21 protein-coding genes, 1 pseudogene and 1 riboswitch are annotated in these 25,828 nt (G+C 54.8%); of the genes and pseudogenes, 6 read left to right on the forward strand and 16 right to left on the reverse strand.

Translation table 11 applies throughout. From position 1 onward, the window contains the following. The first annotated feature begins 432 nt into the window (after positions 1 to 432). The gene (gene purH / locus HFD97_RS21560) at positions 433 to 2,022 is read left to right on the forward strand and encodes a bifunctional phosphoribosylaminoimidazolecarboxamide formyltransferase/IMP cyclohydrolase (RefSeq protein ID WP_167432499.1); all 1,590 of its coding nucleotides are present in this window, start codon (positions 433 to 435) and stop codon (positions 2,020 to 2,022) included. Between the two features lie 19 nt (positions 2,023 to 2,041). Beyond that, positions 2,042 to 3,322, forward strand: coding sequence for a phosphoribosylamine--glycine ligase (gene purD / locus HFD97_RS21565; RefSeq protein ID WP_167432500.1), 1,281 nt, complete (start codon positions 2,042 to 2,044; stop codon positions 3,320 to 3,322). A gap of 33 nt (positions 3,323 to 3,355) precedes the next feature. On the opposite strand, the gene HFD97_RS21570 is transcribed toward purD, so the two are convergent. The 6 genes from HFD97_RS21570 to nudC all read right to left on the reverse strand — a co-directional run bounded on the left by HFD97_RS21570 (position 3,356) and on the right by nudC (position 7,752). Next, the gene (locus tag HFD97_RS21570) at positions 3,356 to 4,018 is read right to left on the reverse strand and encodes a DUF1481 domain-containing protein (protein ID WP_009092647.1); all 663 of its coding nucleotides are present in this window, start codon (positions 4,016 to 4,018) and stop codon (positions 3,356 to 3,358) included. A 69-nt stretch (positions 4,019 to 4,087) separates the two neighbouring features. Continuing rightward, positions 4,088 to 4,360 (reverse strand): nucleoid-associated protein HU-alpha, encoded by a 273-nt coding sequence (gene hupA / locus HFD97_RS21575; protein WP_003850136.1) that lies wholly within the window; start codon positions 4,358 to 4,360, stop codon positions 4,088 to 4,090. Positions 4,361 to 4,548: 188 nt separating this feature from the next. Then, positions 4,549 to 5,139 carry a YjaG family protein gene (locus tag HFD97_RS21580; protein ID WP_009092648.1) on the reverse strand — a complete coding sequence of 197 codons (591 nt, stop codon included), beginning with the start codon at positions 5,137 to 5,139 and terminating at the stop codon, positions 4,549 to 4,551. Positions 5,140 to 5,202: 63 nt separating this feature from the next. After that, on the reverse strand, positions 5,203 to 5,871 hold the full coding sequence (gene nfi, locus HFD97_RS21585; RefSeq protein WP_167432501.1) for a deoxyribonuclease V: 669 nt from the start codon (positions 5,869 to 5,871) through the stop codon (positions 5,203 to 5,205). A 2-nt stretch (positions 5,872 to 5,873) separates the two neighbouring features. Next, entirely contained in the window at positions 5,874 to 6,941 is a 1,068-nt protein-coding gene (gene hemE, locus HFD97_RS21590) for a uroporphyrinogen decarboxylase (RefSeq protein WP_009092650.1), read from the reverse strand. Between the two features lie 40 nt (positions 6,942 to 6,981). Continuing rightward, positions 6,982 to 7,752, reverse strand: coding sequence for an NAD(+) diphosphatase (gene nudC / locus HFD97_RS21595; protein ID WP_058958346.1), 771 nt, complete (start codon positions 7,750 to 7,752; stop codon positions 6,982 to 6,984). A gap of 89 nt (positions 7,753 to 7,841) precedes the next feature. Here nudC and HFD97_RS21600 point away from each other — a divergent pair, with 89 nt between their 5' ends. From HFD97_RS21600 to thiE, 3 genes are all read left to right on the forward strand, one after another. Then, positions 7,842 to 8,348 (forward strand): Rsd/AlgQ family anti-sigma factor, encoded by a 507-nt coding sequence (locus tag HFD97_RS21600; RefSeq protein WP_009092652.1) that lies wholly within the window; start codon positions 7,842 to 7,844, stop codon positions 8,346 to 8,348. A 153-nt stretch (positions 8,349 to 8,501) separates the two neighbouring features. After that, a riboswitch (TPP riboswitch) is annotated at positions 8,502 to 8,602 on the forward strand. 87 nt (positions 8,603 to 8,689) lie between these two features. After that, positions 8,690 to 10,612, forward strand: a complete 1,923-nt coding sequence (gene thiC / locus HFD97_RS21605) for a phosphomethylpyrimidine synthase ThiC (RefSeq protein ID WP_280117077.1) — start codon at positions 8,690 to 8,692, stop codon at positions 10,610 to 10,612. A gap of 2 nt (positions 10,613 to 10,614) precedes the next feature. Beyond that, positions 10,615 to 11,241: a thiamine phosphate synthase gene (gene thiE / locus HFD97_RS21610; RefSeq protein ID WP_058958345.1), complete on the forward strand. Its 627-nt coding sequence runs from the start codon at positions 10,615 to 10,617 to the stop codon at positions 11,239 to 11,241. Between the two features lie 193 nt (positions 11,242 to 11,434). Here the strand turns inward: thiE and HFD97_RS21615 are convergent, their stop codons facing one another. After that, complete coding sequence (locus tag HFD97_RS21615; RefSeq protein WP_009092655.1) at positions 11,435 to 12,889, reverse strand: PLP-dependent aminotransferase family protein; 1,455 nt, start codon at positions 12,887 to 12,889, stop codon at positions 11,435 to 11,437. A gap of 174 nt (positions 12,890 to 13,063) precedes the next feature. Between HFD97_RS21615 and HFD97_RS21620 the strand changes: the two genes are divergently transcribed. Then, positions 13,064 to 13,246: a DUF1127 domain-containing protein gene (locus HFD97_RS21620; RefSeq protein WP_009092656.1), complete on the forward strand. Its 183-nt coding sequence runs from the start codon at positions 13,064 to 13,066 to the stop codon at positions 13,244 to 13,246. A 53-nt stretch (positions 13,247 to 13,299) separates the two neighbouring features. Here the strand turns inward: HFD97_RS21620 and rpoC are convergent, their stop codons facing one another. The 9 genes and pseudogenes from rpoC to HFD97_RS21665 form a co-directional block, all read right to left on the reverse strand. After that, positions 13,300 to 17,523 carry a DNA-directed RNA polymerase subunit beta' gene (rpoC, locus tag HFD97_RS21625; RefSeq protein ID WP_009092657.1) on the reverse strand — a complete coding sequence of 1,408 codons (4,224 nt, stop codon included), beginning with the start codon at positions 17,521 to 17,523 and terminating at the stop codon, positions 13,300 to 13,302. A 129-nt stretch (positions 17,524 to 17,652) separates the two neighbouring features. Beyond that, positions 17,653 to 21,681 (reverse strand): DNA-directed RNA polymerase subunit beta, encoded by a 4,029-nt coding sequence (gene rpoB, locus HFD97_RS21630; protein WP_046100987.1) that lies wholly within the window; start codon positions 21,679 to 21,681, stop codon positions 17,653 to 17,655. A 329-nt stretch (positions 21,682 to 22,010) separates the two neighbouring features. Next, on the reverse strand, positions 22,011 to 22,373 hold the full coding sequence (rplL, locus tag HFD97_RS21635; protein ID WP_009092660.1) for a 50S ribosomal protein L7/L12: 363 nt from the start codon (positions 22,371 to 22,373) through the stop codon (positions 22,011 to 22,013). A 65-nt stretch (positions 22,374 to 22,438) separates the two neighbouring features. Further along, positions 22,439 to 22,936, reverse strand: coding sequence for a 50S ribosomal protein L10 (rplJ, locus tag HFD97_RS21640; protein ID WP_003848098.1), 498 nt, complete (start codon positions 22,934 to 22,936; stop codon positions 22,439 to 22,441). Positions 22,937 to 23,302: 366 nt separating this feature from the next. After that, on the reverse strand, positions 23,303 to 24,007 hold the full coding sequence (gene rplA, locus HFD97_RS21645; protein WP_009092662.1) for a 50S ribosomal protein L1: 705 nt from the start codon (positions 24,005 to 24,007) through the stop codon (positions 23,303 to 23,305). A gap of 3 nt (positions 24,008 to 24,010) precedes the next feature. Continuing rightward, on the reverse strand, positions 24,011 to 24,439 hold the full coding sequence (gene rplK / locus HFD97_RS21650; RefSeq protein ID WP_006121495.1) for a 50S ribosomal protein L11: 429 nt from the start codon (positions 24,437 to 24,439) through the stop codon (positions 24,011 to 24,013). A gap of 148 nt (positions 24,440 to 24,587) precedes the next feature. Then, positions 24,588 to 25,133 (reverse strand): transcription termination/antitermination protein NusG, encoded by a 546-nt coding sequence (gene nusG, locus HFD97_RS21655; RefSeq protein ID WP_003848088.1) that lies wholly within the window; start codon positions 25,131 to 25,133, stop codon positions 24,588 to 24,590. Position 25,134: 1 nt separating this feature from the next. After that, complete coding sequence (gene secE / locus HFD97_RS21660; protein ID WP_008927141.1) at positions 25,135 to 25,518, reverse strand: preprotein translocase subunit SecE; 384 nt, start codon at positions 25,516 to 25,518, stop codon at positions 25,135 to 25,137. 229 nt (positions 25,519 to 25,747) lie between these two features. Beyond that, a pseudogene (locus HFD97_RS21665) lies at positions 25,748 to 25,828 on the reverse strand (elongation factor Tu); the annotation flags it as partial.

The following is a 25,828-nucleotide window of genomic DNA, read 5'->3' on the forward strand; positions in this document are numbered from 1 at the left end:
CGTATATTACGCTTTCCTCCTTCAGAGTCAACCTCTTTTTCAGAAGTTTTTCTCCGGCGGCTCAGTCTCCTGAACCTCTCAACACCGCATTCCGTAAGCCGTTGTGCCGTGTCGATGGAGGCGCATTATAGGGAGTTGTCAGACAGGCGCAACCCATAAATTGCAGAAAAAAGCGCGTTCGCTGCATTCCACAGCAAAAGTCGCTGTTATACGCAGTTACACACAGCGTTATCCACATTCGCCGGGCCTGGCAAATTTAGGCGAGCATCACGCAAACGTTTTCGCTACAATGCCGGGCAATATGACGGACTCCCCTTTTAGGGGCGTTACCTGAGGTTTTTGATCTTTCCTTCTTATATAGAAGAGAAAACCGCTGTAAAACCTGATGTAACGCTCTTCTATACGCGAAACAAAGCCAAGGGATAAACCACCATGCAACAACCTCGTCCTGTACGCCGCGCCTTGCTCAGTGTCTCTGACAAAGCCGGCATCCTCGAATTTGCTCAGGCGCTCTCCAGTCGCAGTGTCGAACTGCTCTCCACAGGTGGAACCGCTCGCCTGCTGGCGGATGCGGGTCTGGCTGTCACAGAAGTCTCTGATTACACCGGTTTCCCGGAAATGATGGATGGACGCGTCAAAACCCTGCATCCGAAAGTGCATGGCGGCATTCTGGGTCGTCGCGGCCAGGATGATGCCATCATGGCGCAGCATGACATCAGCCCTATCGACATGGTGGTCGTTAATCTCTATCCCTTTGCACAGACCGTTGCCCGTGAAGGATGCTCACTGGAAGACGCAGTAGAAAACATTGATATCGGCGGCCCGACCATGGTGCGCTCTGCTGCCAAGAACCACAAAGATGTGGCCATCGTAGTCAGCAGCGGCGACTACGACGCCATCATTGCTGAAATGGATGCCCACCAGAACGGCCTGACGCTCGACACCCGTTTCGACCTGGCGATCAAAGCGTTTGAACACACTGCCGCCTACGACGGCATGATCGCGAACTACTTTGGTAGTCTGGTGCCCGCCTATCACGGTGAACGCAATCAGCCTGCAGGTCGCTTCCCGCGTACCCTGAATCTGAACTTCATCAAGAAGCAGGATATGCGTTACGGCGAAAACAGCCACCAGCAGGCAGCCTTCTATATAGAAGAGCAGGTTGCTGAAGCCTCGGTTGCCACCGCGCAACAGGTTCAGGGCAAAGCGCTCTCCTATAACAATATCGCTGACACGGATGCTGCACTCGAGTGTGTCAAAGAGTTCAGTGACCCCGCCTGCGTCATTGTTAAACATGCTAATCCCTGTGGCGTTGCGACGGGCGACGACCTGCTGTCAGCCTATGACCGTGCTTACCAGACCGACCCTACCTCTGCGTTCGGGGGCATCATCGCCTTTAACCGCGAGCTGGATGAAGCGACAGCACAGGCCATTATCAGCCGCCAGTTCGTTGAGGTGATCATCGCGCCAGCCGTTTCCGAGGCCGCGCTGAAGATTACCGCGACGAAACAGAATGTCCGTGTCCTGATCTGCGGCCAGTGGCAAAACCGCACGGCAGCGCTGGATTTCAAACGCGTCAACGGTGGCCTGCTGGTTCAGGATCGCGATCTCGGTATGGTCGATGCCAGCCAGCTGCGCGTGGTCAGCAAGCGTCAGCCATCGGAGCAGGAGCTGCGTGATGCCCTCTTCTGCTGGAAGGTCGCGAAGTTTGTTAAATCCAATGCCATTGTCTATGCGCGTGACGGGATGACGATCGGGATTGGTGCCGGCCAGATGAGCCGCGTCTACTCCGCTAAAATTGCCGGTATTAAAGCGGGCGATGAAGGACTGGAAGTGAAAGGTTCTGCCATGGCGTCAGATGCGTTCTTCCCCTTCCGCGACGGTATTGATGCAGCCGCTGCGGTGGGCGTGAGCTGTGTGATTCAGCCTGGCGGCTCTATCCGCGATGAAGAGGTGATTGCGGCGGCGGATGAGCACGGCATTGCCATGATCTTTACCGATATGCGCCACTTCCGTCATTAATCGTTCCGGAGAGTAACAGATGAAAATTTTAGTGATTGGTAACGGCGGACGTGAACACGCGCTGGCCTGGAAAGCGGCACAGTCGCCGCTGGCAGAAACTGTCTTTGTTGCGCCAGGTAACGCCGGTACGGCATTAGAGCCTGCGCTGCAGAATGTCGCAATCAGTGCGACCGATATCCCTGCCCTGCTGGATTTTGCCCAGCGCGAGAAGATCGATCTGACCATTGTCGGACCGGAAGCACCGCTGGTCATTGGCGTGGTGGATGCATTCCGTCAGGCAGGGCTGACCATTTTTGGCCCGACTCAGGCTGCCGCACAGCTGGAAGGCTCAAAAGCATTTACTAAAGACTTCCTGGCGCGCCATCAGATCCCCAGCGCGGCATACCAGAACTTTACCGAGGTCGAGCCAGCTCTCGCGTATCTGCGTGAAAAAGGCGCGCCTATCGTTATTAAAGCTGACGGCCTGGCCGCCGGTAAAGGCGTCATTGTGGCGATGACGCTGCAGGAAGCAGAAGAAGCCGTTCAGGATATGCTGGCAGGTAATGCCTTTGGCGACGCCGGACACCGCATTGTGATCGAAGAGTTTCTGGATGGCGAAGAAGCCAGCTTTATTGTGATGGTCGACGGCGAGCATGTGCTGCCAATGGCCACCAGCCAGGATCATAAACGCGTAGGCGATGGTGATACCGGTCCGAACACCGGCGGAATGGGCGCCTATTCCCCGGCGCCGGTCGTCACCGATGAGATCCACCAGCGCGTCATGGATCAGGTTATCTGGCCGACAGTGCGCGGCATGGCTGCCGAAGGCAACGTTTACACCGGTTTTCTCTACGCCGGTCTGATGATCGATCGCACCGGGCAGCCGAAAGTGATCGAATTCAACTGCCGCTTCGGCGATCCGGAAACCCAGCCGATCATGCTGCGCCTGCAGTCGGATCTGGTCGATCTTTGCCTGGCTGCCTGCGAGGGTAGACTGGATCAGAAAACGTCCCAGTGGGATCCGCGTCCTGCGCTCGGTGTGGTACTGGCGGCGGGCGGTTATCCGGGTGACTACAGTCAGGGTGATCAGATCCACGGTCTGCCACTGGAAGAGGTTGCGGACGGTAAGGTCTTTCACGCCGGAACCCGGCTGGAAGAGGATCGGGTGCTGACCAGCGGTGGCCGCGTGCTGTGCGTTACCGCACTGGGTGAGGATGTCGCTGCGGCACAGAAGCGGGCTTATGCGCTGACACAGCCCATCTCGTGGCAGGGCAGCTTCTGCCGCCGCGATATTGGCTATCGCGCCATTAATCGCAAATAAGTTCAGGGGGCACCGGGTGCCCCCTTTTTATTTTTACATATCATCTTCTGTCGGCTGCTGCGCGCACTCATCCTGCTGACTGATCCGCAACAGCTGAATGCCTTCCGGCGCGTCCAGCCATGACACCATCAGCGGTGCCGGGGCGCTGCGCTGCTGCTGTGTCAGTATCCGCAGGGCATCAGCATCAAAAGCGGGTCTGACCTGCTGACCTTCACAACTCTCCAGCAGATTATTGCCCAGCCAGTGTCCCTGCCTCAGGAATACCCGACCGCTTAACAGCGCATCACTCAGGTTACGCATCCGCTGAGCGTCAAACTTATAGAGTTCCACCGCATCCGCACTCACGGCTTCACGCCGGTCTGACAGCTGACGCTGCATAAAGTTGAGGCCGCCCGCCTGGTCAAAGCGCAGGGTGACATCATCAGGCTGCTTCCCTTTTACCTGGCGCTGAACGCTGATCAGCGCCTCTTCCAGCCAGACATAATCGGTCACCTCGCCCTCACCGCCACTGAACGGCGTGTAGATCGTACGAATATGGACAGACTGGTGATCGCTGTTTTTACGCCAGATGCGCACAACACCACGATCGGCAAGATAGCCACTGGCAGAAAAGGGGGGAATATCCGGAACAGAGCTACAGCTAAACAGAAACAGGGAGAGAAACAGAACAGCTAAACGCTGAAACAGCGGGGTCATGATGGCTGGCCTCTTAAACAAAAGGGGCGAAACGCCCCCTGTTTTAAAGCTTAACCGCAGTGCGACGTCTTACTTAACGGCGTCTTTCAGCGCTTTACCAGACACGAATGCCGGTACGTTTGCTGCAGCGATTTTGATCTCTTTGCCAGTCTGCGGGTTACGACCGGTACGCTCAGCGCGGTGGTTCACTTTAAAAGTACCAAAACCAACCAGTTGTACAGCATCACCATCTTTCAGAGACTCAGTGATCGCAGCCAGAGTAGATTCCAGCGCTGCCTTAGCCTGGGTTTTAGACAGGTCAGCTTTTTCTGCGATCACATCAATCAGTTGAGTCTTGTTCATAAGTTATCCTTAAAGTGTATTTATCGCTTGCTAAGCAACGAGTGCGAGGGAAAAGCCATATTCTGGCACTCTTCTGCCTGCACGCACCGATAGCCACAATTTTCAGCCCCCCAAATGTAGACCAGAGAGGGGGCCAATGTGAAGCCTCCAGGCGCGCTAATTCGGGCCTGAAGTCACGTTTTATCGCCTTACTGCTGGAAATTTATACCGATGTTACTTATTCCCGCTTCACGCAGGTCAGATCGCAGACCTTTAATCAATTCAAGGTCGCGCTCTTCACACTCCGCCAGCAGGCGGAAAATCTCCCACTGGAGGTCCCACTCATCGATGATAGCCGGGTTTTCACGCAGCTCCTCATCGGTCATTTCGCGTCCAGCCTGTGTCATTTCCAGCATGGCAACTGTCGTAATGGATGTCCTGCTGACTTCAATCGCATGCTCCAGCGTTTCACCACTCAGCTGGGCATGTAACACTTCGCTCAGGGCCACGCAGGCATCAATAGCCGGATAGACGCCATAAACCTCAAACGCATCGCCATCGGGAATGGCAGCCTCGAGCTTTTCCAGCTGGCTGTCGAAGTTAATCTTCGCATCTTTGACCGTCAGGTTTTCCCAGATCAGATCAAGGATGCGGCGATAGAGTGCCGGATCGGCAAATTCAGTCTGCTCGCAGAATGCGCGATAGTTGGGGTACATACGCTCGCACAGGCAGGCCATAAACGTCAGATGCTGCCAGCTTTCCAGCTTCGCCAGACGCAGATGAACGGGATTTTGTAACATAAAGGTGGCTCTTATTCGTTTCGCTGGCCGCAGTGTAACTGCAAAAGCGCAGCACAAACAGTGTTAAAGCGCGTTTTGCCAGCGCTGGAAAGCGGAACGGTTCGACGCTACTGCATCGGCCCAGCGGGTGGGTTCCGGCAAACGGTAACCGCGCGTACAGTTTTCGACCCACTGCAGCGCAGTATCCAGGCTGACACGGTGGCCGGTGGCGACGAACAGCGGGTTGCAGCGTTGCTTGCTGCGCCATACCCAGCCAATCTGCTCACCTTTGTCGATCAGCGGCTGGCGGCTGCCCGGCTGCGCATCCAGTTCGGCAAAACGACCACACAGCCGGCTTTTCGCGACCCCGATAGTAGGCACATCCACCAGCAGACCAAAATGCGAAGCAACGCCGAGCCGTCTGGGATGCGAAATCCCGTGTCCATCCACAAACAGCAGGTCCGGCTTCTGCTCCAGCATCTCCCAGGCGGCCATCAGGGCCGGATATTCCCGGAAGGAGAGAAAGCCCGGGATATAGGGCATCGTCGTCTCAATACGCGCGATGCGATGCTCCACCAGCCGAAGTGATGGGTACTCCAGGATTACCATCGCTGCGCGTGTGATCGTGCCTTCCTGCTCAAAACCTACGTCGGCCCCGCCGATATAGCGAGGCGGTAACACATCAAAATCATCGTCACGCACCACGTCAGCGGCGCGTTGTAACTGCTCAGCGCGAAGTGCGGCAATATCCATGATTACTCCTGATGCCAGGGACGTGATAAACGATGCACAGCATCAACAAAGACACCGGCATTTTCCGGTGGCACATCCAGATGAATACCGTGCCCCAGATTAAAGACATGGCCGGTGCCGGAACCAAAGCGCTCCAGAATACCGGCCACTTCCTGCTCAATACGCTCAGGTGCCGCATAGAGCATAGAGGGGTCCATATTGCCCTGCAGCGCAACTTTATCGCCCACGCGACGGCGCGCATCATCAATGTCGGTGGTCCAGTCGAGACCCAGCGCATCACAGCCGGTGGCGGCCATCGCTTCCAGCCACTGTCCACCGCCTTTGGTGAACAGCGTCACCGGCACGCGGCGGCCATCATTTTCACGCAGCAGACCATCAACAATTTTGTGCATGTAGTGAAGGGAGAATTCGCGGTAGTCACGGCCGGTCAGCACGCCGCCCCAGGTATCGAAGACCATCACCGACTGGGCACCTGCGCGAATCTGCGCATTGAGATAGAGAATGACGCTGTCAGCCAGCTTATCCAGCATCGCATGCAGCGTAGCAGGCTCGGCATACATCATCTTTTTGATTCGGGTAAACGCTTTGCTGCTGCCGCCTTCCACCATGTAGGTGGCCAGCGTCCATGGACTGCCGGAGAAGCCGATCAGCGGCACCTCGCCATTCAGATTGCGGCGGATGGTGCGAACCGCGTTCATCACATAGCCCAGCTCCATCTCCGGATCGGGCACCGGCAAGCGATCAACGTCAGCGCGGCAGGTTACAGGGTTTGAGAAACGCGGGCCTTCGCCGGTTTCAAAATAGAGTCCCAGTCCCATCGCATCCGGAATCGTCAGGATGTCACTGAAGAGGATGGCGGCATCCAGCGGAAAACGACGCAGCGGCTGCAGGGTGACTTCACAGGCCAGCTCGGCGTTTTTACACAGCGACATAAAATCACCCGCCTGGGCGCGTGTCGCTTTGTACTCCGGCAAATAGCGCCCGGCTTGTCGCATCATCCATACCGGCGTGACATCCACCGGCTGACGTAACAGGGCACGCAAATAACGATCGTTCTTCAGTTCACTCATCTCAACACTCTCTCAATAACAGGCGTGTAGTGTAGCACTTTCACACTTCAGCGCGGCACAGGGCGACGGTATCTTCAATCAGGCGGCGTGCCACGGTGCCGGGTGGAGGCAGCAGGGGAAGGTCATCAAAACGGAACCAGGCCGCATCCAGCAGCTCTTTGCCATCATGCTGCAGATCGCCGCTGTCATACTCCGCCATGAAGGCGGTCATCAGGGATTGCGGAAAGGGCCACGGCTGAGAGGTCACATAGCGCACGTTTTTGACGCGGATGTTGCTCTCCTCCATCACTTCGCGGGCAACGGCCTGCTCCAGCGTCTCACCGACCTCCACAAAGCCGGCCAGCACGGTATAGACCTTGTTGCGATGGCGGGCATGATTTGCCAGCAGGATTTCATCTCCACGACGGATAGCCACGATGATGCAGGGGGCGATTTGCGGATAGTAACGCTCACGGCAATGACTGCACAGGCAGGCAAATTCATGCCTGCTGTGATGCATTTCATGGCCGCAGTAGCCGCACCAGCGATGAGAGCGGTAAAACTCCGCCAGCTGCACACCTCGCCCCGCCAGCTGAAACAGTCCGACATCCTGATCGATCAACTGCCGCACGGAGAACATATCGGCAGAGCGTGACGCACAAATCAGCCAGACATGTTCGCCCTGCCACTCTCCGATAAGGCGTGCTTTACTGCCAGTCAGACCAAAATTTTCGGCGTTTCCGTGGGGTAAATCACCTTGTGGCAACCAAAGTTTCTGTTCATGGCTGACAATCCACCATCCAGCGTCTACGCTTGAGATTTCGCATTGCATTTATTTCGTCATCCTTAGCGTCAAATCGTACGCTGAAGCCCTGATGTTAAGTGTGTTGATAAACAACTATAACTCACATGGAGTCAGATATGCTTAACCAGTTAAACGTCCTGGCTGAACGCGTAGGTGGCAGTAATGAGCTGGTCGATTCCTGGCTCGAAGCCCGTCGCCAGCTGCTGGTGACCTATTATCATCTGGTCGGCCTGAAGCCCAACAAAGAAGCCCTGACCCGTCTCGATGAGCAGGCGCTGGACAACTTCTGTCACAGCCTGGTCGATTATCTTTCGGCCGGTCACTTCAGTATCTATGAACGTGTTATCAGTGAAATGAACGGTGATAGCCCGATGATTGCGGCTGCGCAGATCTATCCGCCACTGGAAGCCAACACCGAGCGGCTGATGCAGCTCTATGATGGTCACCTGCAACAGGCGATAGACGATGAAAACTGCATGACTTTCCAGCAGGCGCTTTCAGAGGTGGGCGAAGTGCTGGAGTCGCGCTTCACGCTGGAAGATAAGCTAATCCAGCTGGCATGGGATAATCAGCTGGCTACCCCGCCGGTTGCCAATGACAGTCAGATTGCCCGTCCCGCTTAACCGGTATCACCACCAAAAGGGTTGAGATTATCCACTCGCCCTTTTATGCTAAAGAGGTTCCGAGGCCACTACGCCGACGAACCTTTTTTGTTTTTTGCTGTGAAAAACACGATTTTTACGCCCGATCTGCCGGTCAGATTAGGGCGTAAAAAGCGCTTCTTGTCGGAGTGCCCAGCCGGGCTGAGACCGTTAATTCGGGATCCGCGGAACCTGATCAGGTTAGAACCTGCGAAGGGAACAAGAGTAAATTTTTACGGTATGCCAGCATTCTTATGCTGCCGATACCGCTACTCCTTCCGAACTCCGGACAAGCATCGTTCCCCCTGAACAGGAAGATTGCTATGTCTGACCCAAAAATGACCCGTCGTGAACAACGTGCCCAGGCGCAGGAATTTATCGATTCGCTGCAAAGCGGCAGTGCATTTCCCCAGTCCCGTCGCATCTGGATAACCGGCAGCCGTGACGATATTCGCGTTCCGATGCGCGAGATCACGCTAAGCCCGACCCACACCGGTGGGAGCAAAGCCCAGCCGACCTATGAGCCAAACGAAGCGGTGCCGGTTTACGACACGGCAGGTGCCTATGGCGATCCCGCGGCACAGATCGATGTTCATCGCGGCCTGGAAAAACTGCGCGCCCGCTGGATAGCGGAACGCAATGACAGCGAATACCTGCCACAAAACAGTTCCGGCTACACCCAGCAACGGCTGGCTGATGAGGGGCTGGACCATCTGCGCTTCGATCACTTACCGACGCCACGCCGGGCCTGTTCAGGCCGCCGCGTCACCCAGCTGCATTATGCCCGCCAGGGGATCATCACCCCGGAAATGGAGTTTATTGCGCTGCGGGAAAATATGGGCCGTGAACGGATTCGCAGTGAAGTGCTGCTGCAACAGCATCCGGGCCACAGTTTTGGTGCGCATCTGCCAGCCAGCATCACACCGGAGTTTGTGCGGCAGGAGGTGGCAGCCGGACGGGCCATCATCCCTGCCAATATCAATCACCCGGAATCGGAGCCGATGATCATCGGCCGCAACTTTCTGGTTAAGGTGAATGCCAATATCGGTAACTCGGCGGTCACCTCCTCCATCGAAGAGGAAGTGGAAAAACTGGTCTGGTCGACACGCTGGGGGGCCGATACGGTGATGGATCTCTCTACCGGCCGCTATATTCATGAAACGCGCGAGTGGATTCTGCGGAACAGCCCGGTCCCCATCGGCACAGTGCCGATCTATCAGGCGCTGGAAAAAGTGAACGGTGTGGCCGAGGCGCTGAACTGGGACGTTTTCCGCGACACGCTGCTTGAGCAGGCGGAACAGGGGGTAGATTACTTCACGATACACGCTGGCGTCCTGCTGCGTTATGTCCCGATGACGGCGAAGCGGCTGACCGGGATCGTGTCGCGCGGCGGATCGATCATGGCGAAATGGTGTCTGTCGCATCATCAGGAGAACTTCCTTTATCAGCATTTTCGGGAGATTTGTGAAATCTGCGCCGCTTACGATGTGTCGCTGTCGCTGGGCGATGGTCTGCGGCCGGGTTCGATTCAGGATGCGAACGATGAGGCGCAGTTCGCTGAGCTGCGTACCCTGGGCGAACTGACGCGTATTGCCTGGGAATATGATGTGCAGGTGATGATTGAAGGGCCGGGCCATGTGCCGATGCATATGATCCGCCGCAACATGACCGAACAGCTCGACCTGTGCGATGAGGCCCCCTTCTACACCCTCGGCCCGCTGACCACCGACATCGCACCGGGCTATGACCACTTTACCTCCGGAATCGGGGCCGCCATGATTGGCTGGTTTGGCTGCGCCATGCTCTGTTACGTCACACCTAAAGAGCATCTGGGGCTGCCGAACAAAGAGGATGTCAAACAGGGGCTGATCACCTACAAAATCGCGGCACATGCTGCCGACCTGGCCAAAGGCCATCCCGCTGCGCAGATCCGCGATAACGCCATGTCCAAAGCGCGCTTTGAATTCCGCTGGGAAGATCAGTTCAACCTGGCGCTGGACCCTCACACCGCCCGCGCCATGCATGATGAAACCCTGCCGCAGGAGTCAGGCAAAGTGGCCCATTTCTGTTCAATGTGCGGCCCTAAATTCTGCTCAATGAAGATTTCTCAGGAGGTGCGCGAGTTTGCGGCACGCCAGGATAGCCGCGCTGAACCGGTGGAAGTGGGCATGGCCCGGATGTCAGAGCATTTCCGCAGCCGCGGGGGTGAGCTTTATCACTCTGCCGATGTTATTGAGGAGGAGTAACCATGTCTGCCTTTCCTGCTACCGCCCCGCGCCTGGGGCTCTATCCGGTGGTTGACAGCCCCGCCTGGATTGAACGCCTGCTGACGGCGGGCGTGCGCACGTTGCAGCTGCGCATAAAAGATCAGCCTGATGAGATTGCCGAACCCGCGATTGCTCAGGCGATAGCGCTGGGCAAACGCTACGATGCGCGCCTGTTTATCAATGATTACTGGGAGCTGGCGATCAGACATGACGCCTATGGTGTGCATCTGGGTCAGGAAGATCTGGATGTTGCCGATCTCGCCCGGATTCGCCAGGCAGGATTGCGGCTCGGGATCTCCACCCATGATGATACGGAACTGGATCGCGCCCTGGCGATCCAGCCCTCTTACATTGCACTGGGACATATCTTCCCGACGCAGACCAAAGCGATGCCTTCTGCGCCTCAGGGCGTGGAACAACTGAAGCGGCACCTGGCACGCCTGACGCACATCCCCACCGTGGCGATTGGCGGTATCTCGATTGCCCGGGCACCGGAAGTCCTAGCAACCGGCGTGGGCAGCATTGCTGTGGTAAGTGCGATTACCCGGGCAGATGACTGGCGTGAAGCCACGCGCACCCTGCTGGCGCTGGCAGAGCCTCACGGATAGCGATTTCCGGAACCTGTCCCGCATCCTGGCGGCAAATGCGGTAACGTCCACCACTTTCCGGGAAAGCGGCGCGCAGAAGCAGAGGCTGAGGGTGGCACCTCCTGAACCGGTACTTTAACGTGGCCGTCGTCAGGTGACGGTTATCTGACCAGGGCCGGTTCCCTCCTCTTGCCGGCCCTGCTTCTTCTTCGGTTTAAGCGACATCGGGAGCGGAAGCAGGCGTCTCATGCTGACAGGAGAGCATGGCGCGTTCCACGGCCGCACCCAGCCGTGCCAGCGCCTGTTCCGTCTGATCGGTGATGGGCAGCGCAAAGTTCAGACGCAGACAGTTGCGATATTTCCCCGATGCTGAAAAGAGTGAGCCGACGGCAATCTGGATTTTTGACTCGCGCAGTTCGCGGTTAAGCCGGACGGCGTCAAACGCTTCAGGAAGTTCTATCCACATCATAAAACCGCCCTGAGGACGAGAGACGCAGATACCGCAGGGAAAGTAGTGGCGCACCCAGCAACTGAAAGTTTCATAGTTGCGGTGATAGATCTGCCGCATCCGGCGCAGATGAGGCTGATAATGCCCCTGGCGGATAAACTCGGAAACAGCATGCTGAGGCTGCGTAGCCGTAGAGCCTGTGACGATATATTTCATGTGCAGCACGCGGTCGCGATAACGGCCAGGTGCCACCCAGCCAACCCGCAGACCTGGCGCCAGCGTTTTTGAAAAGGAGCTGCAGAGCAGAACCCGGCCATCCATATCGAGCGCCTTAATGGCGGGCGGACGGGGATATTCCCAGGCTAACTCTCCATAAACGTCATCTTCGATGATGGCCGCATCAAAACGCTGCGCCAGCGCCAGTAACGCCCGTTTGCGTGCCTCAGGCATGATAAAGCCGAGCGGATTATTGCAGTTCGGAACAACGATGACCGCTTTAATGGGCCACTGGTCAAAAGCCAGTTCCAGCGCCTCAAGACTGATGCCGGTTATCGCATCGGTCGGAATCTCAATGGCCCGGATGCCAAAGCCACGCAGGGTTTGCATGATACCGTGAAAAGAGGGCGACTCGACGGCGATGATATCGCCCGGTTCACAGACCGCCCGCACGGCTACCGATAAGGCTTCATGGCAGCCGGTCGTGATAACAATATCATCGGCGGTAAGCTGACAGCCGCTATCGATCGCCAGCCGGGCAACCTGTTTCCGCAGCGCGAGAACGCCATAGAGGGTGTCATAATTTAGCAGGCCAGCCTCCTGCTTCTGAGCCTGACGGCTGAAGGCTTTCCACAGCGGCTTCAGGGTCGGCTGGGTCAGATCGGGCATGCCGCTGCCCAGTTGCAGTACGTCATCTTCCAGCCGGCTGTTGAGCAGCTCCAGCACCGCGTCCCACTGCGTCACCTCAACAGGCCGCTGCACGGGACGGGTCAGCGCAGGTACCGGCGGCGTGGCTTTGTGCGACGCCACAAAATAGCCGGAGCGCGACTGCGGGATAATCATCTGCTTCTCTTCCAGCAGGCGATAAGCCTGCTGCACCGTGCTGATACTCACCCCATGTTCCGCACTCAGGCTGCGCACAGAGGGCAGACGCTCCCCGCTGCGAAACAAGCCCTGTTCGATACGCTGTGCCAGCAACGTGGCCAGATGTTCATAGCGGGTCATTGTATCCTCTCCTGCCAGCGTGATGATGAGCGACCAGTACAGTCAGGCTCCTTTTTTACCATTCAGATCGCGATCTCTTCAATCTGTATGTTAATAAAAGGTGATTTTTGAGTCTGTATCATACAGGTGTATCCCCGGAAAATAGTGCTCAGGCCAATCATTGAGGAAACTATCATGGGATATGATGAAAATCGCGCCGCTAAGCCTTTTGCCGTTACACCTTACCTTCTGCTCCGTTATCTGTGGCGCAGCTTCAGACGCTGGCAGCTGCGGCGAGAAACGCGCGCTATTCTGTCGAGACTGAGTGACAGTCAGCTGAAAGATATCGGCATCGACCGCAATGACTGGAATGGCTGAATCAGAGAAAAAAAAACCCTGCCGAAGCAGGGTTTTTATCAGGCGAAGGACGATTAATCGTCTTTGCTGCCGCCGAGGCCGGCGTTCAGCAGTTCAGCCAGGCTGGCTGAGGCTTCATCCGCAGTCACCTGCGGTGCAGCCGGAACTTCACCCGCCGCTTTACGGCGCATACGATCCTGATGGTATGCATAACCGGTACCGGCCGGGATCAGACGACCCACGATGACGTTCTCTTTCAGGCCGCGCAGTTCATCACGCTTACCTGCTACTGCTGCTTCGGTCAGGACACGGGTCGTTTCCTGGAACGATGCGGCAGAGATGAACGATTCGGTTGCCAGTGACGCTTTGGTAATACCCAGCAGGTCACGTACGAAGGTTGCGCCAACTTTTCCGTTCGCTTCCAGATCACGGTTAGAGATCTTGATGCGAGAGAATTCAGCCTGCTCACCTTCCAGGAAGTCGGTGCTTCCTGCGCTCACGATGGTCGCTTTACGCAGCATCTGACGAACGATGACTTCGATGTGCTTATCGTTAATCTTAACGCCCTGCAGACGATAAACTTCCTGCACTTCGTTAGTGATGTAACGGGTCACCGCATGCACGCCACGCAAGCGCAGGATGTCATGTGGAGACTCTGGGCCATCGGAAACCACGTCACCGCGCTCAACACGTTCACCTTCGAACACGTTCAGCTGACGCCATTTCGGAATCATCTCTTCGTATGGCTCACTGCCATCCAGCGGCGTGATGACCAGACGGCGTTTACCTTTGGTCTCTTTACCGAAGGAGATGATACCGCTGATCTCAGCCAGGATAGCCGGCTCTTTCGGACGACGCGCTTCGAACAGGTCAGCAACGCGTGGCAGACCACCGGTAATATCCTTGGTACCGCCAGATTCCTGCGGAACACGCGCCAGCGTGTCACCGGCACTGATCTTAACGCCATCTTCCAGCTGAACAATCGCTTTACCCGGCAGGAAGTACTGAGCAGGCATATCAGTGCCTGGGATCAGAACGTCGTTGCCGCTGGCATCAACAATTTTCAGCGCAGGACGCAGATCTTTACCGCCTGACGTACGTTCAGCACTGTCCAGCACCACCAGCGAAGAAAGACCGGTCAGGTCATCTGTCTGACGGGTAATGGTCTGGCCGTCAATCATGTCGGTGAAGCGAATGAAACCGCCCACTTCGGTGATAACTGGCATGGTATGCGGATCCCAGTTTGCTACGGTTTCGCCCGCTGCAACCTGCTCACCATCACCTTTCGCCATGGTAGAACCGTAAGGAACTTTATAGCTCTCTTTGGTACGACCAAATTCATCGATCATTTTCAGTTCGACGTTACGCGAGGTGATCACCAGCTTACCTGCCGAGTTCGTTACCGACTTGGCGTTGGTCAGCTTGATGGTACCTTTGTTCTTCACCTGAATGCTGGATTCAGCAGCCGCACGTGATGCCGCACCACCGATGTGGAACGTACGCATCGTCAGCTGTGTACCCGGCTCACCGATGGACTGTGCCGCGATAACACCGATCGCTTCACCTTTGTTGATGATGTGACCACGTGCCAGGTCGCGACCGTAGCAGTGTGCACACACACCAAAGTCAGTTTCACAACCTACGACCGAACGCACTTTCAGGCTGTCGACTGAGTTCAGTTCCAGCACGTCACACCAGTGCTCATCGAGCAGGGTGTTACGTGGAACCAGAATGTCAGCCGAGCCCGGCTTCAGAACGTCTTCCGCGGTCACACGGCCCAGAACGCGTTCGCGCAGTGGCTCTTTCACGTCGCCACCTTCGATGACCGGGGTCATCATGATGCCTTCGTGCGTTCCACAGTCATCTTCGGTCACAACCAGATCCTGGGCAACGTCAACCAGACGACGCGTCAGATAACCGGAGTTCGCGGTTTTCAGTGCGGTATCCGCAAGACCTTTACGCGCACCGTGGGTTGAGATGAAGTACTGGAGTACGTTCAGACCTTCACGGAAGTTCGCGGTAATCGGCGTCTCGATGATGGAGCCATCTGGCTTCGCCATCAGACCACGCATACCGGCCAGCTGACGAATCTGTGCAGCAGAACCACGCGCACCGGAGTCGGCCATCATAAAGATGCTGTTAAAGGAAACCTGTTTCTCTTCTTCGCCGTCACGGTTAATCACGGTTTCAGTAGAGAGGTTTTCCATCATCGCCTTGGCAACACGTTCGTTGGCTGCGGCCCAGATATCGATGACTTTGTTATAACGTTCACCCGCGGTAACCAGACCAGACTGGAACTGTTCCTGGATCTCAGCCACTTCCGCTTCCGCTTCGGTGATGATTTCCACTTTCTTCTCTGGAATAACCATGTCGTCGATACCGACTGACGCGCCTGAACGGGCTGCGTAGGCGAAACCGGTGTACATGGTCTGGTCAGCAAAGATAACGGTCGGCTTCAGCCCCAGAATGCGGTAACAGGTGTTCAGCATTTTGGAGATCGCTTTTTTACCCAGCGCCTGGTTGACGATGGAGTAAGGCAGACCTTTCGGCACGATCATCCACAGGATGGCACGGCCAATCGTGGTGTCGATCAGGCTGGTTTTCGCAACCCACTCATCCTGCTCATTTTTCTCGTGTTCGGTGATACGCACCTTAACGCGAGCGTGCAGTGAGGCCAGGCCAGCGCGATAAATACGCTCAGCTTCTTTCGGGCCAGTCAGAACCATGCCTTCGCCTTTGGCGTTAACACAGTCACGGGTCATGTAGTACAGACCCAGTACAACGTCCTGAGAAGGAACGATGATTGGCTCGCCGTTCGCAGGTGACAGGATGTTGTTGGTAGACATCATCAGCGCACGCGCTTCCAGCTGGGCTTCCAGCGTCAGCGGAACGTGAACAGCCATCTGGTCACCATCGAAGTCGGCGTTATACGCCGCACAAACCAGCGGGTGCAGCTGGATAGCTTTACCTTCGATCAGAACCGGTTCAAAGGCCTGAATACCCAGACGGTGCAGCGTAGGCGCACGGTTCAGCAGAACCGGGTGCTCACGGATCACTTCGTCGAGGATATCCCAGACAACCGCTTCTTCGCGCTCAACCATTTTCTTCGCGGCTTTGATGGTGGTGGCCAGGCCACGCAGTTCCAGCTTGCCGTAAATAAACGGTTTAAACAGTTCGAGTGCCATTTTCTTCGGCAGACCGCACTGATGCAGACGCAGGTATGGACCCACGGTGATAACCGAACGACCGGAGTAGTCGACACGTTTACCCAGCAGGTTCTGACGGAAGCGACCCTGCTTACCTTTGATCATGTCAGCCAGCGATTTCAGCGGACGCTTGTTGGAGCCGGTGATCGCACGACCGCGACGACCGTTGTCCAGCAGTGCATCGACCGCTTCCTGCAGCATACGCTTTTCGTTGCGCACGATGATATCTGGCGCAGCCAGATCCAGCAGGCGCTTCAGACGGTTGTTACGGTTGATCACGCGACGATAAAGATCGTTCAGATCTGACGTAGCAAAACGTCCGCCATCCAGCGGAACCAGCGGACGCAGATCCGGTGGCAGAACAGGCAGCACGGTCAGGATCATCCACTCTGGCTTGTTACCAGACTGAACGAACGCTTCCAGCAGCTTGATACGCTTGGTCAGCTTTTTACGCTTGGTTTCAGAGTTGGTTTCGTTCAGCTCTTCACGCAGCTGCTCGCACTCCTGGTCCAGATCCATGTTTTTCAACAGGGCCTGGATAGCTTCGGCGCCCATTTTGGCGTCGAACTCGTCACCGAACTCTTCCAGTGCGTCAAGGTACTGCTCTTCAGTCAGGATCTGACGCTTCTCGAGGTTGGTCATGCCACCTTCGATTACCACGTAAGATTCAAAGTAGAGCACGCGCTCGATGTCACGCAGTGGCATATCCAGCAGCAAGCCGATACGCGATGGCAGTGACTTCAGGAACCAGATGTGCGCAGTCGGCGACGCCAGTTCGATGTGGCCCATACGCTCACGGCGTACTTTAGTCTGGGTCACTTCAACGCCGCACTTCTCACAAATCACACCACGGTGTTTCAGACGCTTGTACTTACCGCACAGGCACTCATAGTCTTTTACCGGCCCGAAGATACGGGCACAGAACAGACCATCGCGCTCTGGCTTAAAAGTACGGTAGTTAATGGTTTCTGGCTTTTTCACTTCACCAAAAGACCAGGAACGGATCATGTCTGGCGAAGCCAGCGCAATTTTGATCGCATCAAACTCTTCGGTCTTAGTTTGCGCTTTCAGAAACTTAAGTAAGTCTTTCACGGATTAGCTCCCGTCGGAGTGAGACTCAGGGGGCGTCCAACCGAAATTGAACGCCCCGTAACCAGTACAATTGCGAGCGCTTAAACCCTGCGCTTTCAGGCGGCGGCGAACCACAGCCTGAAATGGGGGTTACTCGTCTTCCAGCTCGATGTTGATACCCAGCGAGCGAATCTCTTTCAACAGTACGTTGAAGGATTCCGGCATGCCCGGTTCCATCTGATGGTTGCCGTCAACGATGTTTTTATACATCTTGGTACGGCCGTTGACGTCATCAGACTTAACGGTAAGCATTTCCTGCAGGGTATACGCGGCACCATATGCTTCCAGTGCCCATACTTCCATCTCACCAAAGCGCTGACCACCGAACTGCGCCTTACCACCCAGCGGCTGTTGAGTAACCAGGCTGTAGGAACCGGTAGAACGTGCATGCATCTTGTCATCAACCAGGTGGTTAAGTTTCAGCATGTACATGTAGCCAACGGTTACCTGACGTTCGAACTGTTCACCGGTGCGGCCGTCAAACAGGGTAATCTGACCGGAAGAAGGCAGACCGCCGAGCTGTAACAGCTCTTTGATTTCGCTCTCTTTCGCGCCATCAAACACCGGCGTTGCGATTGGCATACCTTTTTTCAGGTTCTCTGCCAGGCGCAGCACTTCGTCGTCGGAGAAGGTGTTCAGGTCAACTTTCTGACGCAGATCGCTTCCCAGGTCATAGGCACGCTGGATGAATTCGCGCAGTTTCGCGACTTCTTCCTGCTTCTTCAGCATGGCGTTAATTTTCTCACCAATGCCCTTCGCTGCCATCCCCAGGTGTGTCTCAAGGATCTGACCGATGTTCATACGCGATGGTACGCCCAGCGGGTTCAGTACGATGTCGACCGGCGTACCGTTCTCATCGTAAGGCATGTCTTCGATTGGGTTGATCTTAGAGATAACACCTTTGTTACCGTGACGACCTGCCATCTTATCACCAGGCTGGATCTGACGTTTAACGGCCAGATAAACCTTAACGATTTTCAGCACGCCCGGTGCCAGATCGTCGCCCTGGGTGATCTTACGGCGCTTGCCTTCGAGTTTTTTCTCAAACTCGTGCTTCAGTTCGTCGTACTGCTCTGCCAGCTGCTCCAGCTGATTTTGTCTGGCTTCATCAGTCAGACCCAGCTCCAGCCAGCGCTCGCGCGGCAGCTTGTCCAGCTTGTCAGCTTCAACGCCACCTGCGATCAGGACGCTCTGGATACGGCTGAACAGGCCCGCTTCCAGGATCTGCAGCTCTTCAGACAGGTCTTTCTTAGCCTGCTTCAGCTGCATCTCTTCGATTTCGAGCGCACGCTTGTCTTTTTCCACGCCATCGCGGGTAAAGACCTGAACGTCGATCACGGTACCTGACACGCCATTCGGCACGCGCAGTGATGAATCTTTTACGTCAGAGGCTTTTTCACCGAAGATCGCACGCAGCAGCTTCTCTTCTGGCGTCAGCTGGGTTTCACCTTTCGGGGTAACCTTACCAACCAGAATGTCACCACCGGTCACTTCAGCACCGATGTAGACGATGCCTGATTCATCCAGTTTAGAGAGTGCAGCTTCACCCACGTTCGGGATATCAGCGGTAATCTCTTCCGGTCCCAGTTTGGTGTCACGCGACACGCAAGCCAATTCCTGGATGTGGATGGTGGTAAAGCGATCTTCCTGAACCACACGCTCGGAGACCAGGATGGAGTCTTCGAAGTTGTAACCGTTCCACGGCATGAACGCGACACGCATGTTCTGGCCCAGCGCCAGCTCACCCAGATCGGTGGACGGGCCATCTGCCAGCACGTCTCCGCGCTCAACCGGCTCACCCAGAGAGACACATGGCATCTGGTTGATGCAGGTGTTCTGGTTTGAACGGGTATATTTGGTCAGGTTATAGATGTCGATACCGGCTTCGCCCGCGTACATCTCATCTTCGTTAACTTTGATAACGATACGTGATGCATCAACATACTGAACGGTACCACCACGTTTGGCGACGGCAGTAACACCGGAGTCAACGGCAACAGCACGTTCCATACCGGTACCAACCAGCGGCTTATCTGCACGCAGAGTCGGAACGGCCTGACGTTGCATGTTCGCACCCATCAGAGCACGGTTGGCGTCATCGTGTTCCAGGAACGGGATCAGAGATGCACCGACAGAAACCACCTGCTGGGTGGAAACGTCCATGTAGTCAACCTGATCGCGGCTGAACAGACTCGATTCGCCTTTGCTACGGCAGGTGACCAGGTCATCAACAAACGCGCCATTTTCATCGAGCGGGGCGTTCGCCTGAGCGATAACGTAGTTACCCTCTTCAATAGCAGAGAGGTAGTGGATCTCGTCAGAAACCAGACCGTCGATAACACGACGATAAGGCGTCTCAAGGAAACCATACTCATTGGTCTGTGCATAAACAGACAAGGAGTTGATCAGACCGATGTTCGGACCTTCAGGGGTTTCGATTGGGCAGACACGACCGTAGTGCGTTGGGTGTACGTCACGCACTTCGAAGCCGGCACGCTCACGCGTCAAACCACCCGGGCCAAGTGCAGAGATACGACGTTTGTGCGTAATCTCTGACAGCGGGTTGTTCTGATCCATAAACTGTGAAAGCTGGCTTGAACCGAAGAACTCTTTCACCGCAGCCGAAATCGGCTTCGCGTTGATCATGTCCTGAGGCATCAGCGTATCGAGGTCGCCCAGAGAGAGACGCTCTTTAACCGCACGCTCAACACGCACCAGGCCGACACGGAACTGGTTCTCAGCCATTTCACCGACTGAACGAATACGACGGTTGCCGAGGTGGTCGATATCGTCCACTTCGCCTTTACCGTTACGGATGTCGATCAGTTTTTTCATCACTTCGATGATGTCTTCTTTGCTCAGGATACCTGAACCTTCGATTTCATCACGCAGCAGTGAACGGTTGAACTTCATGCGGCCGACGGCAGAGAGATCGTAACGATCTTCAGAGAAGAACAGGTTCTCGAACAGGTTCTCTGCAGCTTCACGCGTTGGCGGCTCACCAGGACGCATCATGCGGTAGATCTCAACCAGTGCGCTCAGGCGATCGCTGGTTGGGTCAACACGCAGGGTCTCAGACATATATGGACCGTGGTCCAGATCGTTGGTGAACAGCGTTTCGATGCGTTTGTGACCCGACTGGCTCAGTTTGGCCAGCAGATCCAGTGACAGCTCCATGTTCGCTGCAACAATCAGCTCACCGGTGCTCTCATCGATGTAGTCTTTAGCAACCACTTTGCCCGCGATATATTCAACCGGAACTTCGATGTGCTGAATGCCATCTTTTTCCAGCTGACGAATATGACGCGCAGTAATGCGGCGACCTTTTTCGACGTAAACGGTGCCGTTCGCTTCGATATCGAAGGTCGCGGTTTCACCGCGCAGGCGCTCAGGCACCAGCTCCATCTGCAGCTTGTTGTCGCGAATTTCAAACACCACTTTCTCGAAGAAGAGATCGAGGATCTGAGGTGTTGTGAACTGCAACGCACGCAGGATGATAGTGGCCGGCAGCTTACGACGACGGTCAATACGGACAAACAGGTTATCTTTCGGGTCAAACTCAAAGTCGAGCCATGAACCGCGGTAAGGGATGATACGTGCGTTATAAAGCACTTTACCCGAAGAGTGGGTTTTACCCTTATCGCTATCAAAGAACACGCCAGGACTACGGTGCAGCTGAGAAACGATAACGCGCTCGGTACCGTTAATAACAAAGGTACCGTTGTCGGTCATGAGCGGAATTTCGCCCATGTAGACTTCTTGTTCTTTAATGTCTTTTACGGTGCCTTCTGGCGCTTCGCGCTCATAGATCACCAGACGCAGTTTCACGCGCAGCGGTGCCGAATAGGTCACGCCACGGATCTGACACTCTTTCACGTCAAAGACAGGTTCGCCCAGGCGATAGCTCACATACTGCAACTCAGAGTTGCCGCTGTAGCTCGCAATAGGGAATACAGAGCGGAATGCAGCTTCCAGCCCGTACTGACCTTCTGGATCTTGCTCGATAAACTTCTGGAACGAGTCGAGCTGGATGGAAAGGAGATAAGGTATGTCCAGTACTTGTGGACGTTTACCAAAATCCTTACGAATACGTTTTTTCTCGGTATAGGAGTAAACCATAGGGTTCCTCAGCTAGCTGACAAGTCGACCCACGCTGTCCGTCCTGACAGGACAGTTCATGCAACACGATTTTGTTTGATTCACTGGCTGCGCGGCAGCAGTGCAATACCTCTTTCTATCACGCTTAAATCATTTCATCGCTTTTGTGAAGGCAGGGAACCCGCACAGGAAAGCGGTATATTAAGTCGTCGATAGAGAAAGATATTGAAGAGTAGCAATGGACAAACAGTGTGAAACCCCATTGAGACCCTGTAGCGCAAAAAGGCTGGTGACCAAAAAGTCACCAGCCATCAGTCTGAAACTACTCAGACTGCAACCCGAAGGTTGTCTTACTTAACTTCAACTTCAGCGCCAGCTTCTTTCAGAGCAGCTTCAAGTGCAGCTGCGTCATCTTTGCTGATGCCTTCTTTGATTACGCCAGTTGCTTCAACCAGGTCTTTGGCTTCTTTCAGGCCCAGACCAGTTGCAGTACGTACGGCTTTGATAACTGCTACTTTGTTCGCGCCAACAGCTTTCAGTACGACGTCGAATTCAGTTTTTTCTTCAACAGCTTCAGCCGGGCCCGCAGCAACAGCTACAGCAGCAGCAGCAGAAACGCCGAATTTTTCTTCCATAGCAGAAACCAGCTCAACAACTTCCATTACGGACATCGCTGCAACAGCTTCCAGAATTTGGTCTTTAGTGATAGACATGACAATTGTTCCTAAGAATCAGAAAAAGTTTATACGTAAGCAGGTACGAAGAAAAGAAAAGGGCCTTAAGCCGCTTCTTTTGCATCGCGTACAGCAGCCAGAGTGCGGACCAGTTTGCCGGCAGCGGCTTCTTTCATGGTCGACATCAGACGTGCCAGTGCTTCTTCGTAGGTCGGCAGAGTTGCCAGACGGTCAATATTGGCCGCCGTGATCAGCTCACCTTCAAAGGCTGCAGCTTTGACCTCAAATTTTGCATTCGCTTTCGCGAAATCTTTGAACAGACGAGCAGCAGCGCCCGGGTGTTCCATAGAATATGCAATCAGGGTCGGACCAACAAACGTGTCTTTCAGGCACTCAAACTGAGTTCCTTCAACGACGCGGCGCAGCAGGGTGTTACGAACAACACGCATGTAAACGCCAGCTTCACGACCTGCTTTACGCAGTTCGGTCATTTTATCAACGGTAACGCCACGGGAATCCGCAACAACCGCTGAAAGCGCACCTTTGGCTACTTCGCTGACTTCAGCAACAATTGCTTGTTTGTCTTGAAGATTTAATGCCATTAGCTTTTGCTCCTGGATTTGACCGGGAAAGGATTTCCCCGGAACTCACTTCACTTACTCACCCAAAAGGGGAAATAAGCGCTCGAACACGGTGAGCAGAATCCAGCTAAGAAAAAATTCTTTTGGTTCTGTCACCGTCTACGCAGGGTATTAAGCGGGCTATCCGGAGATAGACAGCTCCTGCGGTCTTGGACGGAGGCCAGGATAAGGCCTGGCTCCAACCTAAATTCTGTGTGACGCAGCAGAATCAGAGGGAAAGGCGTTAAACGCCGCTGTCGCATCTGACTCTCTGGTGTCCTGTTCTGCTAATAACAGAACAACGGGCGTAAGATTCTAGGTGAATTTTTCGCCCGTTTCAAGCAGCAATTAGTTTGCTGTTGCGTTCAGACCAGCCTGGTCAACGGCAACGCCGGCGCCCATGGTGGTTGAAAGGCTGACTTTCTTGATGTACACGCCTTTCGCCTGAGATGGTTTCGCTTTTTTCAGCGCAACCAGCAGAGATTCCAGGTTTTCTTTCAGTTTGTCAGCGTCAAAGTCCACTTTACCGATGGTAGTGTGGATGATGCCGTTTTTGTCGTTACGATAACGAACCTGACCTGCTTTAGCGTTCTTAACCGCTTCAGCAACGTTAGGGGTTACAGTACCGACTTTCGGGTTTGGCATCAGGCCGCGTGGACCCAGAATCTGGCCCAGCTGGCCAACAACGCGCATTGCATCCGGAGAAGCAATAACAACGTCAAAATTCATTTCGCCTTTCTTGATCTGCTCAGCCAGGTCTTCCATACCAACCAGCTCTGCGCCAGCAGCTTTTGCCGCTTCAGCGTTTGCGCCCTGGGTGAAGACAGCAACACGTACTGAACGACCAGTACCGTGTGGCAGAACGGTCGCGCCGCGTACGTTCTGATCAGATTTACGTGCATCGATGCCGAGGTTGACAGCAACGTCAACGCTTTCAACGAACTTGGCAGTTGCCAGTTCTTTCAGCAGAGCAACAGCTTCAGCAATGTCATACTGCTTGGTCGCGTCAACTTTGTCGCGAATTACGGTCATGCGCTTGGTCAGCTTAGCCATTTCTTAGTCCTCTACTACCAGGCCCATGGAACGAGCAGTACCTTCGATTGAGCGAGTCATCGCTTCAACGTCAGAACCAGTCATGTCCGCAGCTTTGGTTTCTGCGATTTCACGTACCTGAGCACGGGTCACTTTACCGACTTTATCTTTGTTCGGCTTACCAGAACCAGACTTGATGCCCGCTGCTTTTTTCAGCAGTACGGCAGCCGGAGGGGTTTTGGTGATAAAGGTAAATGAACGGTCGCTGTATACAGTGATAACAACAGGAGTCGGCAGACCTTTTTCCAGAGATTCGGTCTTCGCGTTGAACGCTTTGCAGAATTCCATGATGTTAACACCCTGCTGACCCAGAGCTGGACCAACCGGTGGACTTGGGTTCGCCATACCAGCTGCAACCTGCAGCTTGACGTAGGCTTGGACTTTCTTAGCCATGATATTTCCTCAATTGGGTTATAGCGCCTTTAAAAGGCTCCCCGTGATAACGATTTATACGCTGTTGCCAGCGCATAAAAACAAAAGGCGCGAAATTGTAGTTAAATTTCGCGCCTGCTGCAACAGCTAAATTGTGAGCGGAAAGAGGTTAACCTTTCTCCACCTGACCGAAGTCGAGTTCAACCGGTGTTGCACGTCCGAAGATGGAGACAGAAACCGTCAGGCGGCTCTTCTCGTAATCCACATCCTCAACCACACCGTTAAAGTCAGCAAACGGACCGTCGTTAACGCGAACCATTTCGCCTGGTTCAAACAGCGTTTTCGGACGAGGCTTGTCGCCGACCTGCTGCAGACGGTTCATGATCGCATCAACTTCTTTATCGCTGATAGGTGCCGGACGGTCAGATGTGCCGCCGATGAAACCCATCACGCGCGGGACGCTGCGCACCAGGTGCCAGCTGGCGTCATTCATCACCATCTGAACCAGTACATATCCCGGGAAAAACTTGCGCTCGCTCTTACGACGCTGGCCACCACGAATTTCAACGACTTCTTCAGTCGGAACCATGACGTCGCCAAACAGCTCTTCCATGTTGTGCAATTTGATATGCTCGCGCAGCGACTGTGCTACGCGGCCTTCAAAACCGGAAAACGCCTGTACGACGTACCAGCGTTTCTTTGGAGCTTCAGACATCTCAGAACCTCAGGCCAGTGATAAACGATACCAGACGGACCAGAATACCATCCAGCCCCCACAAAATCAGTGACATCACGGCGGTAACCGCGGCAACGATTAACGTGGTGTGCAGCGTTTCCTGGCGGGTTGGCCAGATAACCTTACGCATTTCTGTTCTTGCTTCACGAGCAAAAGCCACGGTCGCTTTGCCTTTGGTCGTTAAAAGCGCAATGCCGCCAGCCGCTGCGATCAGTACAACTACGGCTAACGCACGCAGTGGCAGTGACACATCACGATAGAGGTAGTTACCTACAATCGCTGCAAGCAGCAGTAATACGACTACTACCCACTTTACCGCTTCCAGGCCACGCCCGCTCCCTTGAGCTTCGGTATTCGCACTCATAAACCAACCTGCCACAATAATTCAGAAACTATTCTGCCCCGCAGTGCGAGGCGTCCAAACCGAATGAGCTTTTGGGGCGTAACTCGGTATCCAACGCCGCATGACAGAGCCTGTCTCAGCAATGATTATGATCGAAAATCACTGATGAGCCAGGTTCTATGAAACAGCGTGCAAAAAGGGCATCAAATGATGCCCTTTCCGTGTGCATTGCGTCAAACGTTATCGGTAATTATGCGATAACTTTAGCAACAACACCCGCGCCAACGGTACGGCCGCCTTCGCGGATTGCGAAGCGCAGACCTTCGTCCAT

The organism is Pantoea sp. EKM103V (genome assembly GCF_011800365.1).
Taxonomy (GTDB): Bacteria; Pseudomonadota; Gammaproteobacteria; order Enterobacterales; family Enterobacteriaceae; genus Pantoea; species Pantoea anthophila.

Bases quoted from the DNA above. Each gene is read 5' to 3' on its own strand.
- rpoB (WP_046100987.1), bottom strand. From the start codon at position 21,681: ATGGTTTACTCCTATACCGAGAAAAAACGTATTCGTAAGGATTTTGGT.
- HFD97_RS21615 (WP_009092655.1), bottom strand. From the start codon at position 12,889: ATGACCCGCTATGAACATCTGGCCACGTTGCTGGCACAGCGTATCGAA.
- purD (WP_167432500.1), top strand. From the start codon at position 2,042: ATGAAAATTTTAGTGATTGGTAACGGCGGACGTGAACACGCGCTGGCC.
- HFD97_RS21580 (WP_009092648.1), bottom strand. From the start codon at position 5,139: ATGTTACAAAATCCCGTTCATCTGCGTCTGGCGAAGCTGGAAAGCTGG.
- thiE (WP_058958345.1), top strand. From the start codon at position 10,615: ATGTCTGCCTTTCCTGCTACCGCCCCGCGCCTGGGGCTCTATCCGGTG.
- nfi (WP_167432501.1), bottom strand. From the start codon at position 5,871: ATGGATATTGCCGCACTTCGCGCTGAGCAGTTACAACGCGCCGCTGAC.
- thiC (WP_280117077.1), top strand. From the start codon at position 8,690: ATGTCTGACCCAAAAATGACCCGTCGTGAACAACGTGCCCAGGCGCAG.
- rplA (WP_009092662.1), bottom strand. From the start codon at position 24,007: ATGGCTAAGCTGACCAAGCGCATGACCGTAATTCGCGACAAAGTTGAC.
- rplL (WP_009092660.1), bottom strand. From the start codon at position 22,373: ATGTCTATCACTAAAGACCAAATTCTGGAAGCTGTTGCAGCGATGTCC.
- secE (WP_008927141.1), bottom strand. From the start codon at position 25,518: ATGAGTGCGAATACCGAAGCTCAAGGGAGCGGGCGTGGCCTGGAAGCG.
- nudC (WP_058958346.1), bottom strand. From the start codon at position 7,752: ATGCAATGCGAAATCTCAAGCGTAGACGCTGGATGGTGGATTGTCAGC.
- HFD97_RS21570 (WP_009092647.1), bottom strand. From the start codon at position 4,018: ATGACCCCGCTGTTTCAGCGTTTAGCTGTTCTGTTTCTCTCCCTGTTT.
- HFD97_RS21600 (WP_009092652.1), top strand. From the start codon at position 7,842: ATGCTTAACCAGTTAAACGTCCTGGCTGAACGCGTAGGTGGCAGTAAT.
- purH (WP_167432499.1), top strand. From the start codon at position 433: ATGCAACAACCTCGTCCTGTACGCCGCGCCTTGCTCAGTGTCTCTGAC.
- hupA (WP_003850136.1), bottom strand. From the start codon at position 4,360: ATGAACAAGACTCAACTGATTGATGTGATCGCAGAAAAAGCTGACCTG.
- rplJ (WP_003848098.1), bottom strand. From the start codon at position 22,936: ATGGCATTAAATCTTCAAGACAAACAAGCAATTGTTGCTGAAGTCAGC.
- HFD97_RS21620 (WP_009092656.1), top strand. From the start codon at position 13,064: ATGGGATATGATGAAAATCGCGCCGCTAAGCCTTTTGCCGTTACACCT.
- hemE (WP_009092650.1), bottom strand. From the start codon at position 6,941: ATGAGTGAACTGAAGAACGATCGTTATTTGCGTGCCCTGTTACGTCAG.
- nusG (WP_003848088.1), bottom strand. From the start codon at position 25,133: ATGTCTGAAGCTCCAAAGAAACGCTGGTACGTCGTACAGGCGTTTTCC.
- rplK (WP_006121495.1), bottom strand. From the start codon at position 24,439: ATGGCTAAGAAAGTCCAAGCCTACGTCAAGCTGCAGGTTGCAGCTGGT.